This window comes from Halorubrum tibetense (assembly GCF_042661865.1).
Taxonomy (GTDB): domain Archaea; phylum Halobacteriota; class Halobacteria; order Halobacteriales; family Haloferacaceae; genus Halorubrum; species Halorubrum tibetense.
This window is the reverse complement of sequence record NZ_JBHSWW010000682.1, coordinates 1-561: the sequence shown is the minus strand read 5'-3', so window position 1 is coordinate 561 and position 561 is coordinate 1. Positions and strand designations below refer to the sequence as shown.

General features: G+C 51.3%; 1 protein-coding gene. It reads left to right on the top strand.

The features are described from left to right. Nucleotides 1-561 (top strand): hypothetical protein (locus ACFQEU_RS17725; RefSeq protein ID WP_379784292.1); only part of this gene is annotated, 561 nt, incomplete at both ends.

The following is a 561-nucleotide window of genomic DNA, read 5'->3' as shown; positions in this document are numbered from 1 at the left end:
GTAACGCAGTTGTTTCTTTGACTTGGTCAGAGGAAGGCGGTGTGCTGGCTAAAGATCGCCCGAATACTGCGCAAGACGATATCGCTGAATGTTTGTTCACTGGCGACATCAACGATTGCCAGACTTCGCGCACCCCGTTTTTCTCTTCATACTCCGAATGGGGCCGCTTCTCTACTCCCAGCACACCAAGCCAATACACTGTGGATAACGGTCAAGTATTACCTTGGAACGCTGCAACCTACGGCTTTAATCGCCAAGCGTTCCGTCGTCACTCAGTACCAACTGAGCGTTACTTGATATCCAGCAATATCAGCTATGAGATCAACGACAAGCTGGAAGCGTTCATGGAAACGACTTTCGCGCGCACCGAAACTCAGACAGATATTGAACCCTTCCCGCACTCCGCCGGCGATCTGTTTATTGATGGTATCTCCATCGACAACCCGTTTGTGCCGCAGGACCTACGTAATATCGCCATCGCCAATGGTGATGATGTAATTCAGTACGTGCGTCGGACCACCGAATTGGACAACCGCGGCTCCTTTGCCGAGCGTCAAACCT